Below are 12,047 nucleotides of genomic sequence, written 5' to 3' on the forward strand. Positions count from 1 at the left end.
CCTTTGATCTCGATCATTGGCGTCCCACGCCCGAGCCGCTAGCCTCCCGGCCCATGGAAGCACTCGACGAGCAACAATCCGCCGCCCGCGCCTGGTTCGAAAACCTGCGCACCCGTATCTGCGCCGAGTTCGAGGCGATCGAGCGCGAGGCGGGCTCGGACGCCTCCTTCGACTATCTGCCGTGGGACCGCGAGGATCCCTCGGGCGAGCCCGGCGGCGGCGGCGTCCGCGGGCTGATGAAGGGCAAGGTCTTCGAAAAGGTCGGGGTCAACGTCTCCACCGTCGGCGGCACCTTTTCCGAGGAATTCGCGAAATCGATCCCCGGCAGCGCCGAGAACGGCAATCGCTTCTTCGCCACCGGGATCAGCCTGGTTGCGCACATGGCCAATCCGCACGTGCCGGCCGTCCACATGAACACCCGGTTCCTGTGCACCGCACGGCGCTGGTTCGGCGGCGGGGCCGACCTCAATCCGGCGATTCCCTATCCCGAGGACACCGCCGCCTTCCATGCCGAACTCAAGGCGGCGTGCGACGCGCACGGCGCCGATTATTACGAACGCTATTCCAAATGGTGCGAGGAATATTTCTGGCTTCCCCACCGCAAGGTCGCGCGCGGAGTCGGCGGGATCTTCTACGACCGGCTGGAAGGCGACTTCGACGCCGCCTTCGCCTTTACCCGCGACGTCGGCGAGGCGTTTCTCGCCGCTTATCCGCCGATCGTCCGTCGCCGCATGGGGCAAGGCTGGAACGAGGCCGAGATGGACCGCCTGCTCGAATTTCGCGGCCGCTATGCCGAATTCAACCTGCTCTACGACCGCGGCACGATCTTCGGGCTCAAGACCAACGGCAACGTCGACGCGATCCTGATGAGCCTCCCGCCGCTGGCGAAGTGGAGCTAGGGCCTAGTCGCGCCCGGCGTCCGGCACCGACCTGACGAATCCCTCGCCGGCGGCCTGCGCGTAGAGGCGGCAAACAACCACCACGAACAGCACCGACACCATTGCCGCAAGCCCCTGCTGGACCAGCGCCACCAGAAGGGCGCTAAGGTTGCCCGGAGCGATCGGGCCAAGGGCAAGGATCGCCACCGCCGACACCGCGCCGCCAAGCGCGCCGACCAGCAGCAGGGCGACCAGCAGAAGCAGCAGGATCACGCCCAGCAGCTTGAGGAAATGGCCGCGCGACAGCTGCCAGGCCGATCGCAGCAACGCTATTGGCCCCTCGCGGCGCTCGGCGCTGAGCGGAGTCAGGAACAGCAGCCGGATCAGGACGAACAGGCCGACCAGCATGATCAGAAGCACTGCACCGGCCATCGCCGGCGGGACAGTGGCCGGGGTGAGATCGGTACCCTGCGTCATGCCGATCGTGGTCAGCACCAGCGCGAACGGCAGGATCGCCAGCAGCAAGGCGCCGAACAGCGCCGGCATCCGGCGAAAGGCCAGGGCCAGCGCGCCTCCGACGGTGGTCGATGGTCCAAGCGCGATACGGCTGATCGCGATCTGGCTGGTCAGGCTGAGCAAGGCGGCGACCAGGCCCAGCAGCGCGATCCACCACGGGGTCTCGTTGGTGCGCAGGTTGCTCGGAGCGATCGTTTCCAGGATTGCTCCCGGCAACACCGTCAGCGCCAGGGCCACGGCGAAAATCGCCTTGCCGTCGGCCCGGAAGACGCCCCTCGCCTCGTCCCACGCCTGACCGATCGACAGCTTCATCCCTGACCCACCCTGTTGTTGCATCGGCAAGATGTAGCCGCCCTCTTGCCCCTTGGCCACTTTTCATGGCTTGGAAGACGCCATGCGCAGCATCGACGGCATCGAATGGCAGGTCAGCGACGGCCTCATTCCCTACCCCCGGGCCCTCCTCGACATGGAAGCCCGCGCCGCCGCGGTGCGCGAGGGTACCGCCGCCGAGCGGGTCTGGCTGATCGAGCATCCACCGTTGTTCACCGCCGGCACCAGCGCCGACCCGGCCGAACTGTTCAACCCGCAGGGCTTTCCGGTCTTCGATGCCGGACGCGGCGGGCGCTATACTTATCATGGGCCGGGGCAGCGGGTCGGCTATCTGACCCTCGACCTCGCCGCGCGGGGACGCGACATCCGCTGCTTCGTCCATGCGCTCGAGGGATGGGTGATCGACGCGCTGGCAGCGCTCGGCGTCGAGGCGCATCGTTCGCCGGGCCGGATCGGCATCTGGACCGGCGAAGGCGCGGCCGAAGCCAAGATCGGCGCTATCGGGGTCAGGGTGAAGCGGTGGGTGACGCTGCACGGCTTTTCGATCAACCTGGTCCCCGATCTGTCGCATTTCGGCGGTATCGTGCCGTGTGGAATCGCGACCCACGGGGTCACCAGTATTGCCGCCTTGGGGGTCGACGCCGGCATGTCCGACCTCGACCGGGCACTCGAAAAAGCCTTCCCGGCCTTCCTCGCAAAACTAGGTCATTCGTCACCCCTCTTGGCGAGCGCGTGAGGAGCCACTACACAGCCCGCTGATTTGCGACGTGGAAGGCCACGCCAGATCGACTTTCTTAGGGAGTGAATCGAATGCGTGCTCTGATCCTGGTCGCCACCGCGGCCCTCGCTCTGTCGGCTTGCAGCAGCAATGAAGCCGCCAACAACACCGCCATGGAAGAGAACATGGCTGTCGACACCAACGCCGTCGCCGACATGAACGCGATGGACGCCAACATGACCATGGACGCCAACATGACCATGGACAGCAACATGGCTGCCGACGCCAACATGGCTGCCGACGCCAACATGATGGCCAACGACGCCAACATGATGATGAACAACGCGATGTAAGTCGCTTCCGGGATCCTTCGGGAACCCGGATGTTCTCGGGAAAGGGGCCGTCGGCATCACGCCGGCGGCCCCTTTTCTGTTGCGGACAAAGCGGCTAGCCCCTCCCCCATGTCGCGCAGCTTCCTCCCACTCGCCCTCGTGCCGCTCCTGCTTCTCGCCGGGTGCGGCGACAAGCAGCCCGCCACGGTCAACGAAAGCGTCGGGGACGCCGGGCTTGAGCAGGTGAACGTGGTCGCCGGCGACGTCACCGCGATCGATGCCGCCACCGCCGACGATTCGCGCATGGCAAACGACATGCCACCGCCCGCCTTCGATGCGAACGACGCCGGGCCGGCCAATCAAGCGAACGAAAGCGACAACGAAGCCTGAGTTCGCCTCAGGCGAGGCCCACGATCTTGTGGGCCTGCAGGGTCAGCCGCCAGCGCGGCCGCTCCATCGCCACCGCGACTGCAGCCTCGACGCTGCCTTCCGGCCCGTCCATCGGCTGGATCAGGAAGTGGCGAAAATCCCAGCGCTCGATCTCGGCAAGGTCAATTCCCGCCTGGGGCCAGACCAGCTTCAGCTCGTCGCCCGACCGCTGGACCACCTCGGTCCCGGCCTTGGGACTGACGCACAGCCAGTCGATCCCGGGAGTCGCGGCAAGCGTCCCGTTGCTTTCCGCCGCAATCCGGAATCCGCGCGCATGCAAGGCGTCGACTAACGCGGCGTCCAGCTGCAGCATTGGCTCGCCCCCGGTCACCACCACCAGCCGCTGCTCGGGCCCCTCGCCCCACAGGCGTTCGACCAGGTCGGCAAGCGCCTCGGCGGTGGCGAACTTGCCGCCATTCACCCCGTCGGTGCCGACGAAATCGGTATCGCAGAAGCGGCACTGCGCCGCGGCGCGACCGGCCTCGCGCCCGCTCCACAAATTGCATCCGGCAAAGCGCAGGAACACCGCACGCGAACCGCTCTGCACCCCTTCGCCCTGCAGCGTCAGGAAGCATTCCTTGACCGCATAGGTCATGGTGCCGCCGCGTAGCGGGTCGGATCGGGCAGCCCCGCTTCCTCGAATCCCCGGGAGCGCAGGCGGCAGGCGTCGCAGGTTCCGCACGCTCCGCCATCGGCGCCCGGATCGTAGCAGCTGTGACTCAGCCCTGCATCGAGTCCCAGCCGCGCCGCTTCGCGCGCGATATCGGCCTTGGTCATCTCCTGCAGCGGGGCGTGGATGGTGAAGGGATCGCCTTCGACTCCGGCCTTGGTCGCAAGGTTGGCAAGGCCCTCGAACGCGGCGACGAAATCGGGCCGGCAATCGGGGTAGCCCGAATAATCGAGCGCGTTGACGCCCACGAACAGGTCGCGCGCGCCGCTCGCCTCGGCAAGGCCCAACGCCAGACTGAGGAAGATGGTGTTGCGCGCAGGGACGTAGGTGACCGGAATGCCCTCTCCCACGCCGTCCTTGGGGACCGCGACATCGGCGGTCAGCGCGGAGCCGCCGAACGCGCGCAGGTCGAGCGGCAGCACGACGTGACGGTCGGCCAGGTCGGCCGCGATCCGCTTCGCCGCCTCCAGCTCGACCCGGTGCCGCTGGCCATAATCGACCGTCAGCGCGCAGACCCGGAAGCCCCGCTCCCGCGCCAGCGCGGCGCAGACCATGGAGTCGAGCCCGCCCGACAGCAGGACAACGGCGGTGGGTGGGGTAGCAGTCATGGCGCGCGGGCCCATAGGACGGGGGGATTCGAAAGGCAAAATCCGGCGCCCCGAAAAAGAAGGGCCGCCCCGAAGGGCGGCCCAGGTTCGGGCTCGATGGCCCGTCAGGGAGGAAAGCGTGCCCGACCAGGGGCCGGGCACCGCATCTTCCTAGCAGCTTATGGTTAAACAGCGCCTTAACGTCGACCGGAAATAGGACATTCTCCGACCCGCCGGGCATAAATATTGAGGTCGAAGGGCTCCCCGCGGTGAAATCCCTGGGTTTCGATCTTGAGCGAGCGCGGCGTGGTGACGGTGATCTCCGACCGGCCGAAGTCGCCCGCTCCGCATTCCAGCGCCATCAGCAATCGCCGCGGCGAATTGACCAGGATCGTCCGGTTGCAGCGGTCGCCGGCATGGGCATAGGTCGCCAGCAGCTGGATATCGCGCAAGCAGCCGCGCCGGGCCCCGCGCCCGGTCGCATCGCGGCTGACTTCCCACAGGCCGGGCTCCACCCCCGGCAGGACCGAGGGTGCCTGCGCAGCCCCGGCCCATCCGCCGGCCAGCACCGCAAGCAACAGAAAGGGTGCGACTCTCATTCCGGCGCTTTTATCACGCTTCCGTTTCAATCGAAGACTAACGGAAAGCTGGTCGAGCAGAATTCGCAATCCACCCGGATCACGCCCTCGTCATTCTTCATCTGCTCGCGCTCGTCCTCGGGAAATCGAGCGATGACCGAACGGACATAGTCGGGATCGCAGCGGCACCCGCGCGACAGCGGCGCGCCCGGCACCACGCGGACTTCCTCTTCCTCGTGGAACAGGCGCCACACCAGGGCGTCGAGCGACAGGGTTTCGTCGGTCAGCTCATCGGGGCGGACCGATCCGGCCAGCACCGCGACATGGTCCCAGTCCGGATGGTCAAGCCGGGTGTGCAGCCGCTCGCGTCCTTCCTCACCCTCGGGCAGGTGCTGGAACAGGATTCCGCCGGCAACCCAGCCGTCTTCCTTTCGCTCGGCCGCAAGGCGGACGATCGAGGGGATCTGCTCGGACTGGCTGAAATAGCTTTGCGCCGCAGCGCCCAGGCTTTCGCCCTCCAGCGGCACGATGCCCTGATAGCGCTCCTGCGTCGCCGGCTGGTCGAAGGTGATCGCAAGATAGCCTTCGCCGAACAGCGTCTTGAGCGTCGGGGCGTGGGCGGCATCGGCCAGCTTGACGGGATCGTGGCGGACATAGCCGCGCAATTCGCCGCCCTTGTAGTCGCAGACCAGCAGGTCGACGACTCCGCCCTGGGTCTGCGCCTGGAGCGTCAGTTGCCCGCCGGGGTCCTTGAGCAACGATCCCAGCAACGCGGTCAGTGCCAGCGCCTCGGCCAGCAGCTTCTCGATCGGCGGGGGATAGGCATGGGCGGACAGGATCGTGCGCAGCGCAGGGCCGATGCGGGCGGCACGGCCGCGGGCGTGACGCGCCGGAACGGTCACGCCGAGGGCGGCATCGAGAGTAAGGATTTCGGGGGTCATGCAGGGGAGATAGGAAGCCCCCCTGCCGACCTCAACCGTTAGACGGAACGTGCCTCGCGGGCTGCCTCATTGGCATCGCGGTGGGCATTGGTGCGGGTCAGGCGCTCGGCCATGGCTTCCCAGGCTTCGGCGGCTTCCAGGTTGCGGCGCTTGACGTTCTCGAGGCTGGCGGCATCGGCGTCGCGGCGGCACTCGGCGGCGCGCTCGGAATAGAATTGGAGGGTGGACATCGGGGGCTGTCTTCCTTCGCTGGGGGTGGACAGGAGAGTGAAAGAAAACGGCCCGCACGCCATCACACAAGCGGGCCGTTCCCCTTTGACTCAGGCTTTAAGCGCTCTGCAGATTCACAGCGCTCGCGCGACCATCACGGCCGCTCTGCAGCTCGTACTGAACCTTCTGGTCCCGATCGAGCGTACGCATGCCGGCCGCTTCAACCGCCGAAATGTGAACAAAAGCGTCGCCGCTTCCGTCCTCGGGCGAGATGAAGCCATAGCCCTTGTCGGCGTTGAAGAATTTGACGGTTCCGGTGATCATGGTGGTAGTCCTTCTCGTAGCGCCACCCGAGTGCCGGGCAGCACGCTAGGAGCAGCATGGAGAGAAGGAGTAAGGAGCCGCAAAGCGCCGTAGACCGTCAAAACTTGCGACTGATAGCCATCTCCATATACGCTTCGGCGCCCGAAATTACAACCTTGGTTCCCGTTCGGTCTCTTCAAAGGCGGCTGGGGGCAGCCCTTGCGAGCGGGTCACAGCCATGTGCCTTCTTGCGATCGGGGCCGGGCACGCGCAGTTACGTGGTTACGAAAGAATACCATCCAACAGGAGCTCCGAACCCCATGACCAAGCGCCTCGCCTTTGCCGCTGCACTGACCCTTGCCGGCACCGCCGCCATCGCGGCCCAGCCCGCACCGCCGGCGCCGGCCGCCGCCGCCAAGTCCGTCCAGGCCGGTCGCTACACGGTGGACGCCAACCACACGCAGGTCGTCTGGTCGGTCGATCACTTCGGCTTCAGCCGCCTGTACGGGATGGTCGGCGCGATGAGCGGGACGCTCGACATCGATCCCTCCAACCCCCGCGCCGCCAAGGTCGCGATCGACATTCCGTTGTCGGGGTTGACCGTCACCTCGCCCGGCTTCGCCAAGCACCTCGCCACCGCCGACCTGTTTGACACCGCCAAGTTCCCGACCGCCCGCTTCGTGTCGCGCAGCGTGACCGTTCGCGGAACCCAGGCGACCATTGCCGGCGACCTTACCCTGCGCGGCGTGACCAAGCCGCTCACGCTCGACGCCCGCCTCCACGGCGCCGGCGCCAACCCGATGAACAAGAAGCAGACGGTCGGCTTCTCCGCCACCGCCAGGCTGAAGCGCAGCGACTTCAACCTCGGCTACGCGGTCCCGGCGGTGTCGGACGAGGTCAACCTCGAGATCACCGCCGCCTTTGAGAAGTAAGCGAGGGATCGGGCGGCCGGACCGGCACCTCGCCTCCGGTCGCCCTTCTTACCCACGACGGCGCTCAGCGCGGCGCCTGCGGGCTTTCCGGTCCTAGCATCCGAACCGCGTCCGTTACCAACGGATGATCCGGATCCAACTTGCGCGCCGCGCCAATGTCGGCGGCCGCCCGTTCACGGTCCCCGGCCATCAGGAAGGCGAGACCGCGCCCCGCCAGCGGCCGTGCCTCCCCCGGCAGCCGCTCGACCGCGCGGGTCAGGTTGACGATCGCGTCCTGCGGCTTTCGCACCCACAGGTCGACCATCCCCAGTTCCAGCCAGCCGTTGCCCCGGTCGGGCTCCAGCGCGACATAGGCCTCTAAGGACAGTCGCGCCTGTTCAAAGTCGCCGTTCGCAACCATCAGCGCGGCACTGTTCCAGTGCGCAGCACTGTCCTCCGGATAGCCGCTGAGCGATCGGCCATAGGCGCCGATCGCAGCCCGCCGCAGAAGCGTCGCCTGCTCCCGTTCGCCCAGCAACGAATGGGCATGCGCCTGGGTCGCCCGGGCAAGCCCGAGATCGAAGCCCCACGGCCTTGCTTCGGCGATCCAGCGGTCGCAGGCGGCGATGACGTCGTACGGAGTGCGGTCGGGCCGATCGGCAAGGCAGGCGTCGCGGAACGGGCGCTCGTGCACCCGTCGCCGTTCCGCCTGCAGAGCGGCCATGCTTCCGACCACCAGCCCACCCGCCAGCAGGCCATTGTATATTAGCGACACCCAGAACCTCTTGGGTTCGCGCCGCCGATCATAGGGCTCGTTCCGATAATAGCGGATCATCGGCACGATCCGGCCGCGCCGGAAGCCGCGCACGCAGTAGATTAGCAGGCCGACGCCGAAGGCCGCGAAGGCGCCGGCGATCAGCCAGGGCGTCAGGTCGACGCTCAAGCCGCCTCGGCCGGCACCTCATAATCCGCCGACGCTGCGCTCAGGCCATCGACGAAGGCGCGGATGTCATTGTCGTCGATGATCAGCGGCGGGAGGACGCGCACCACATTGTCGCCAGCCGCCACCGTCAGGATGCCGCGGGTGCGCAGATAACCGACGAACGCACGGCTGTCGGTCTTCATCTTGATGCCGAGCATCAGGCCCATGCCGCGGACGCTTTCGAACAAGCCGTCGTGGTTGGGGATCATCTGCTCCAGGGCCGCGCGCAGCCGCTGCCCGGTCTCGCGGACCTGCGCCAGGAATTCGGGCGTCGAGACGACGTCCAGCACCGCATTGCCCGCCGCCATCGCCAGCGGATTGCCGCCGTAGGTGCTGCCGTGGGTGCCGATCACCATTCCGCTCGCCGCCTTTTCGGTGGCCAGGCAGGCGCCCAGCGGGAAGCCGCCGCCGATGCCCTTGGCGGTCGCAAGGATGTCCGGCTCGATCCCATATTGTTCGTAGGCGTAAAGGCTGCCGGTGCGCGCCACGCCGCACTGCACCTCGTCCAGTACCAGCATCAGGTCATGCTCGTCGCAGGCCTTGCGCAGGCCGGCCATGAACTCCTGGCTCGCCGGACGGATGCCGCCCTCGCCCTGCACCGGCTCGAGCAGGAAGCCCGCGGTATTCTCGTCGATCGCCGCAAGCGCCGCGTCCAGATCGTCGAACGCCACCACCTCGAAGCCCTCGAGCAACGGCGCGAAGCCGTCGCGCAGCTTGACCTGGTCGGTCGCCGAGATCGTCGCCATGGTCCGCCCGTGGAAGGCGTTGGAGAAAGTGATCAGCTTGTTCTTGTGCGGATTGCCCGCCGCATGATGATAGCGGCGCGCGGTCTTGATCGCGCATTCCACCGCTTCGGCGCCCGAATTGGTGAAGAACACCGTGTCGGCAAAGGTCAGGTCGACCAGCCGTTGCGCCAGGCTTTCGCCCTGCGGGCTGCCGTACAGGTTCGACACGTGCATCAGCGTCTCGGCCTGCCTCTGGATCGCGCCGATCAGATGCGGATGGCTGTGGCCGAGCAGGTTGACCGCGATGCCGCTGGCGAAATCGAGATAGCGCTCGCCGCCCTCGCCGATCAGCCACACGCCTTCGCCTCGGACCGGCCGCACCTCGCAACGCGGATAGACGGGCATGAGCGGCGTGATGGCCATGAAACGGGCTCCTGGAGAACAAAAGAAAAAGGGCGCGGCCCCCGAGGTGGGAGCCGCGCCCTCTTAGCCCGGGCCGAGGGGAAGGTTAACCCCTCGGCTCGTGCCGCTTAGCGGCGGTAGGGATAACCCTCGCGGCGATCGTCGATCCCGTTGCGGTTATTGTCGATGAACCCCTCGCGGCGATCGTCGACGCCGTTGCGGTTCAGGTCGACATAGCCATCGCGGTTGTCGCGAATGCCGTCCCGGTCGCGGTCGCGGCCGCCGCCGACACCGCGGCCATAGCCGTTGCCGTAGCGGTTGTTGCCATCACGGGCCTGGATCGCGATGCGCTGCTGCAACTGCGCGAAGCGATTGTCGAGGTCACGCTGCTCGCTCGCGTTGATCCCGTTGCGGGCATAGCTGCGGGTGCGGTTCTGCAGGTCGATCGCGGCGGCGCGCAGGCGGCTGGCCTCACGCTCGCTGATCCGGTCACGTCCGTCGAAACGCTCGACCCGCTGACGCAGCTGATCGGCACGGCTAATGTAGAACTGCACCAGCTGCTGCTGGTTCTGATAGCCGTACTGCTGACCGTACTGCGGGTAATAGCCGGGCTGCTGGCCATAATAGCCCTGGGCGCTGGCAGGAGTGGCGGCGGCGACGGCGGCAAGACCGGCGGCGGCAAACAGGAACTTCTTCATGAGCTTACTCTCCCTCATCGAGGCTTGATGAGAGAAGTTCTACGCCCCGTCATGGTTCCGCAGGCTGAACATGCCCGTTATCTCTTGTTCAGCGCTCGAAACGACCAAGTGGCTGAAAAGCCTAGTTCTTGATCTTCCACCCGCTCTTCAGAAGGCCATAGCAGAGCGCGAACAGCGCAAGGTTGAGTACCAGCAGCAGCACCGCCCCAAACAGGATCGGCGAATCGGCTTCCGACAGGAATCCGTGGCGGAAGCCGGAGATGACGTAGAAGAAGGGATTGGCATGGCTGATGCCCCGGAACAGCGGGCTCAGCGCCTCGACCGAATAGAAGGTCCCGCTCAGCAGCGACAGCGGAGCGACCACGAAATTGGTCACCGCCGCCGCATGATCGAACTTCTCGGCCCAGATGCTGGTGATCAGCCCGAGGAAGCTCAGCAGCAGCGATCCCATCAGCCCGAACCAGATCACGCTCAGCGGGTGGATCACCCTGACGTCGACTCCCGGCCACAGCGCCATCGCCAGCCACACCGCGCAGCCGACCAGCACCGCGCGGGTGACCGACGCGCCGATCAGCCCGGCGATCAGTTCGCCGACCGACAGCGGCGGCATCAGGTAATCGACGATCGTCCCCTGGATCTTGCCAACCAGCAGCGAGAAGCTCGAATTGGCGAAGGCGTTCTGGATCATCGCCATGATGATCAGCCCGGGCGCGATGAAGCTCGGGAACGGGACGCCCATCACCTGCCGGCTGGCGCCGCCCAGCGCGACCGAGAAAATCACCAGGAACAGGAGGGTGGTCACCGCCGGCGCCCAGATGGTCTGGGTCTGGACCTTGAAAAAGCGGCGCACCTCCTTGACATAGAGGGTCTTGAGGCCGCCCCAGTTCACGCCCTTGAGGCGCACGTCCCCGGGCGTCATGGCGAAGGCGCGGCGCGGCTGGCCTGGCATCGCAGGGATGGATGAGGGCTGGTCGTTCACGCGATCAGCGCCTATCGGCTGCGGGCTGGGACGGCAACCGGTTAACCCGAAGAAGCAAAGCGACGCAAAGAATGAGCTGGACTGACGAGAGAATCGAGCGGCTGAAGGCGATGTGGGCCGAAGGCAAGACCGCAAGCGCGATCGCCGACGATCTTGGCGGCGTCAGCCGCAACGCGGTGATCGGCAAGGCACACCGCCTCGGCCTCGATTCGCGTCCGTCGCCGGTCAAGGCGGGCGAGGACAAGAGCGCATCGGCCACGGCCGCCGCCGCCGCGCCGGCCTCGACTGCGGCTCCGGCGTCCGAACGCTCGGCCCCGTCGCGGGTCCGTGAGAAGCCGGCGATTGCCGCCATCCTCGAAAGCGCCGCGCCGATGCCGGACGACGACCTCCCGGTCGCGCCTGCCGCCACGCCCGCCCCGGCCCCCGCCGCCGCTCCCGCCGCCAAGACCGGTGAGACGGTGATGGTCTATCGCTCGATCGGTCCGGGCGGCTTCGTTCGCCAGGGCCCGGGCGACCAGCAGCCCCCGATCCCCCCGGCCCCGCCGCGTCGCCTGGTTCCGGCCAAGCCCGCGCCCGAGATCGCCGACAAGACCGGCCTGCTCGACCTCAACGACCGCATCTGCAAATGGCCGATGGGTCACCCGGGCGAGCCCGATTTCCACTTCTGCGGCCAGCAGGCCAACCCCGGCTATCCTTATTGCGTCCAGCATTGCGGCGTCGCCTACCAGGCGCAGCTGCCACGCCGCGACCGCCGCCCCCCGCCGCCGCTCCCCTACGGCGGCCCGCGGGTACGCTAAATCTTCGGCCAACATGGAAAAGGGCTCCGGAAGCATTCGCCTCCGGAGCCCTTTTCGTTGG

Annotated in this window: 17 protein-coding genes; 6 read left to right on the top strand and 11 right to left on the bottom strand. The window is 67.0% G+C overall.

Annotated elements, in window-relative coordinates:
* Positions 1-53: 53 nt before the first annotated feature.
* Positions 54-899: an oxygen-dependent coproporphyrinogen oxidase gene (gene hemF / locus GGQ97_RS00105; protein WP_168067077.1), complete on the top strand. Its 846-nt coding sequence runs from the start codon at positions 54-56 to the stop codon at positions 897-899.
* 3 nt (positions 900-902) lie between these two features.
* Here hemF and GGQ97_RS00110 read toward each other — a convergent pair whose 3' ends face one another.
* Positions 903-1,706 carry a hypothetical protein gene (locus tag GGQ97_RS00110; protein ID WP_168067078.1) on the bottom strand — a complete coding sequence of 268 codons (804 nt, stop codon included), beginning with the start codon at positions 1,704-1,706 and terminating at the stop codon, positions 903-905.
* An 82-nt stretch (positions 1,707-1,788) separates the two neighbouring features.
* Here GGQ97_RS00110 and lipB point away from each other — a divergent pair, with 82 nt between their 5' ends.
* From lipB to GGQ97_RS00125, 3 genes are all read left to right on the top strand, one after another.
* On the top strand, positions 1,789-2,460 hold the full coding sequence (lipB, locus tag GGQ97_RS00115; RefSeq protein WP_168067079.1) for a lipoyl(octanoyl) transferase LipB: 672 nt from the start codon (positions 1,789-1,791) through the stop codon (positions 2,458-2,460).
* A 74-nt stretch (positions 2,461-2,534) separates the two neighbouring features.
* On the top strand, positions 2,535-2,795 hold the full coding sequence (locus GGQ97_RS00120; RefSeq protein ID WP_168067080.1) for a hypothetical protein: 261 nt from the start codon (positions 2,535-2,537) through the stop codon (positions 2,793-2,795).
* Positions 2,796-2,903: 108 nt separating this feature from the next.
* On the top strand, positions 2,904-3,164 hold the full coding sequence (locus GGQ97_RS00125; protein ID WP_168067081.1) for a hypothetical protein: 261 nt from the start codon (positions 2,904-2,906) through the stop codon (positions 3,162-3,164).
* A gap of 7 nt (positions 3,165-3,171) precedes the next feature.
* On the opposite strand, the gene queE is transcribed toward GGQ97_RS00125, so the two are convergent.
* The 6 genes from queE to GGQ97_RS00155 all read right to left on the bottom strand — a co-directional run bounded on the left by queE (position 3,172) and on the right by GGQ97_RS00155 (position 6,513).
* Positions 3,172-3,798, bottom strand: coding sequence for a 7-carboxy-7-deazaguanine synthase (gene queE, locus GGQ97_RS00130; RefSeq protein WP_168067082.1), 627 nt, complete (start codon positions 3,796-3,798; stop codon positions 3,172-3,174).
* Entirely contained in the window at positions 3,795-4,481 is a 687-nt protein-coding gene (gene queC / locus GGQ97_RS00135; RefSeq protein WP_168067083.1) for a 7-cyano-7-deazaguanine synthase QueC, read from the bottom strand. Before queC ends, queE begins: the two co-directional genes overlap by 4 nt.
* Before the next feature lie 176 nt (positions 4,482-4,657).
* Positions 4,658-5,059, bottom strand: a complete 402-nt coding sequence (locus tag GGQ97_RS00140; RefSeq protein WP_168067084.1) for a DUF3617 domain-containing protein — start codon at positions 5,057-5,059, stop codon at positions 4,658-4,660.
* Positions 5,060-5,085: 26 nt separating this feature from the next.
* Positions 5,086-5,979, bottom strand: a complete 894-nt coding sequence (gene hslO / locus GGQ97_RS00145) for an Hsp33 family molecular chaperone HslO (RefSeq protein WP_168067085.1) — start codon at positions 5,977-5,979, stop codon at positions 5,086-5,088.
* Between the two features lie 38 nt (positions 5,980-6,017).
* Positions 6,018-6,209 carry a hypothetical protein gene (locus GGQ97_RS00150; RefSeq protein WP_168067086.1) on the bottom strand — a complete coding sequence of 64 codons (192 nt, stop codon included), beginning with the start codon at positions 6,207-6,209 and terminating at the stop codon, positions 6,018-6,020.
* A gap of 97 nt (positions 6,210-6,306) precedes the next feature.
* A complete protein-coding gene (locus GGQ97_RS00155) occupies positions 6,307-6,513 on the bottom strand; it encodes a cold-shock protein (protein WP_168067087.1) in 207 nt (68 codons plus the stop codon).
* 299 nt (positions 6,514-6,812) lie between these two features.
* On the opposite strand from GGQ97_RS00155, the gene GGQ97_RS00160 reads away from it, so the two are divergent.
* Positions 6,813-7,424, top strand: a complete 612-nt coding sequence (locus GGQ97_RS00160; RefSeq protein ID WP_168067088.1) for a YceI family protein — start codon at positions 6,813-6,815, stop codon at positions 7,422-7,424.
* 64 nt (positions 7,425-7,488) lie between these two features.
* Here the strand turns inward: GGQ97_RS00160 and GGQ97_RS00165 are convergent, their stop codons facing one another.
* From GGQ97_RS00165 to GGQ97_RS00180, 4 genes are all read right to left on the bottom strand, one after another.
* Positions 7,489-8,346: a tetratricopeptide repeat protein gene (locus GGQ97_RS00165; RefSeq protein ID WP_168067089.1), complete on the bottom strand. Its 858-nt coding sequence runs from the start codon at positions 8,344-8,346 to the stop codon at positions 7,489-7,491.
* On the bottom strand, positions 8,343-9,533 hold the full coding sequence (locus tag GGQ97_RS00170) for an aspartate aminotransferase family protein (protein ID WP_168067090.1): 1,191 nt from the start codon (positions 9,531-9,533) through the stop codon (positions 8,343-8,345). The genes GGQ97_RS00165 and GGQ97_RS00170 overlap by 4 nt, the downstream gene beginning before the upstream one ends.
* A gap of 107 nt (positions 9,534-9,640) precedes the next feature.
* Entirely contained in the window at positions 9,641-10,210 is a 570-nt protein-coding gene (locus GGQ97_RS00175; RefSeq protein ID WP_168067091.1) for a hypothetical protein, read from the bottom strand.
* A 121-nt stretch (positions 10,211-10,331) separates the two neighbouring features.
* Positions 10,332-11,159, bottom strand: coding sequence for an ABC transporter permease (locus tag GGQ97_RS00180; protein WP_168070555.1), 828 nt, complete (start codon positions 11,157-11,159; stop codon positions 10,332-10,334).
* Positions 11,160-11,260: 101 nt separating this feature from the next.
* Here GGQ97_RS00180 and GGQ97_RS00185 point away from each other — a divergent pair, with 101 nt between their 5' ends.
* Entirely contained in the window at positions 11,261-11,986 is a 726-nt protein-coding gene (locus tag GGQ97_RS00185; protein WP_168067092.1) for a GcrA family cell cycle regulator, read from the top strand.
* The last annotated feature ends 61 nt before the right edge of the window (positions 11,987-12,047 follow it).

The organism is Sphingomonas kaistensis (assembly GCF_011927725.1).
GTDB classification, from domain to species: Bacteria; Pseudomonadota; Alphaproteobacteria; order Sphingomonadales; family Sphingomonadaceae; genus Sphingomicrobium; species Sphingomicrobium kaistense.

What these genes read in the sequence shown, in the direction of transcription:
- GGQ97_RS00170 (WP_168067090.1), bottom strand. Translation starts at nt 9,533, where the DNA reads ATGGCCATCACGCCGCTCATGCCCGTCTATCCGCGTTGCGAGGTGCGG.
- GGQ97_RS00140 (WP_168067084.1), bottom strand. Translation starts at nt 5,059, where the DNA reads ATGAGAGTCGCACCCTTTCTGTTGCTTGCGGTGCTGGCCGGCGGATGG.
- GGQ97_RS00120 (WP_168067080.1), top strand. Translation starts at nt 2,535, where the DNA reads ATGCGTGCTCTGATCCTGGTCGCCACCGCGGCCCTCGCTCTGTCGGCT.
- hemF (WP_168067077.1), top strand. Translation starts at nt 54, where the DNA reads ATGGAAGCACTCGACGAGCAACAATCCGCCGCCCGCGCCTGGTTCGAA.
- GGQ97_RS00155 (WP_168067087.1), bottom strand. Translation starts at nt 6,513, where the DNA reads ATGATCACCGGAACCGTCAAATTCTTCAACGCCGACAAGGGCTATGGC.
- GGQ97_RS00150 (WP_168067086.1), bottom strand. Translation starts at nt 6,209, where the DNA reads ATGTCCACCCTCCAATTCTATTCCGAGCGCGCCGCCGAGTGCCGCCGC.
- GGQ97_RS00180 (WP_168070555.1), bottom strand. Translation starts at nt 11,159, where the DNA reads ATGCCAGGCCAGCCGCGCCGCGCCTTCGCCATGACGCCCGGGGACGTG.
- queC (WP_168067083.1), bottom strand. Translation starts at nt 4,481, where the DNA reads ATGACTGCTACCCCACCCACCGCCGTTGTCCTGCTGTCGGGCGGGCTC.
- queE (WP_168067082.1), bottom strand. Translation starts at nt 3,798, where the DNA reads ATGACCTATGCGGTCAAGGAATGCTTCCTGACGCTGCAGGGCGAAGGG.
- hslO (WP_168067085.1), bottom strand. Translation starts at nt 5,979, where the DNA reads ATGACCCCCGAAATCCTTACTCTCGATGCCGCCCTCGGCGTGACCGTT.
- GGQ97_RS00110 (WP_168067078.1), bottom strand. Translation starts at nt 1,706, where the DNA reads ATGAAGCTGTCGATCGGTCAGGCGTGGGACGAGGCGAGGGGCGTCTTC.
- GGQ97_RS00175 (WP_168067091.1), bottom strand. Translation starts at nt 10,210, where the DNA reads ATGAAGAAGTTCCTGTTTGCCGCCGCCGGTCTTGCCGCCGTCGCCGCC.
- GGQ97_RS00185 (WP_168067092.1), top strand. Translation starts at nt 11,261, where the DNA reads ATGAGCTGGACTGACGAGAGAATCGAGCGGCTGAAGGCGATGTGGGCC.
- GGQ97_RS00125 (WP_168067081.1), top strand. Translation starts at nt 2,904, where the DNA reads ATGTCGCGCAGCTTCCTCCCACTCGCCCTCGTGCCGCTCCTGCTTCTC.
- lipB (WP_168067079.1), top strand. Translation starts at nt 1,789, where the DNA reads ATGCGCAGCATCGACGGCATCGAATGGCAGGTCAGCGACGGCCTCATT.
- GGQ97_RS00160 (WP_168067088.1), top strand. Translation starts at nt 6,813, where the DNA reads ATGACCAAGCGCCTCGCCTTTGCCGCTGCACTGACCCTTGCCGGCACC.